The organism is Gilvimarinus sp. 1_MG-2023 (assembly GCF_030548285.1).
Genome location: NZ_JAUOSC010001630.1, coordinates 1 through 239, shown reverse-complemented (window position 1 = coordinate 239; position 239 = coordinate 1). Strand labels below are relative to the sequence as shown.

Annotated in this window: 1 protein-coding gene; it reads left to right on the top strand. The window is 59.8% G+C overall.

Annotation, left to right across the window (positions count from 1 at the left end; genetic code table 11):
- Window positions 1-239: LysR family transcriptional regulator (locus Q4563_RS22310; protein ID WP_303606100.1), on the top strand; the 239-nt coding region annotated here is incomplete at both ends.

Sequence of the window (239 nt, the reverse complement as noted above, 5' to 3'; positions counted from 1 at the left end):
GGGTCGATCAGTGCAGCTGCTGAACAATTGTTTATTACCCAGCCAACCCTGAGCCGTGCGCTGCAGCAATTGGAAATGCGCGTCGGCGCACCGGTGCTGACGCGCACCCGCTACGGCATGGTGCCGACTGACATCGGTGCCCGGCTGGCACACCTTGGTGAACGGATACTGGCCGACACCGAACAGGGCGATGAAATCATTCGCCAGTGGCACAGCGGTTACGACAACCAGTTCACCAT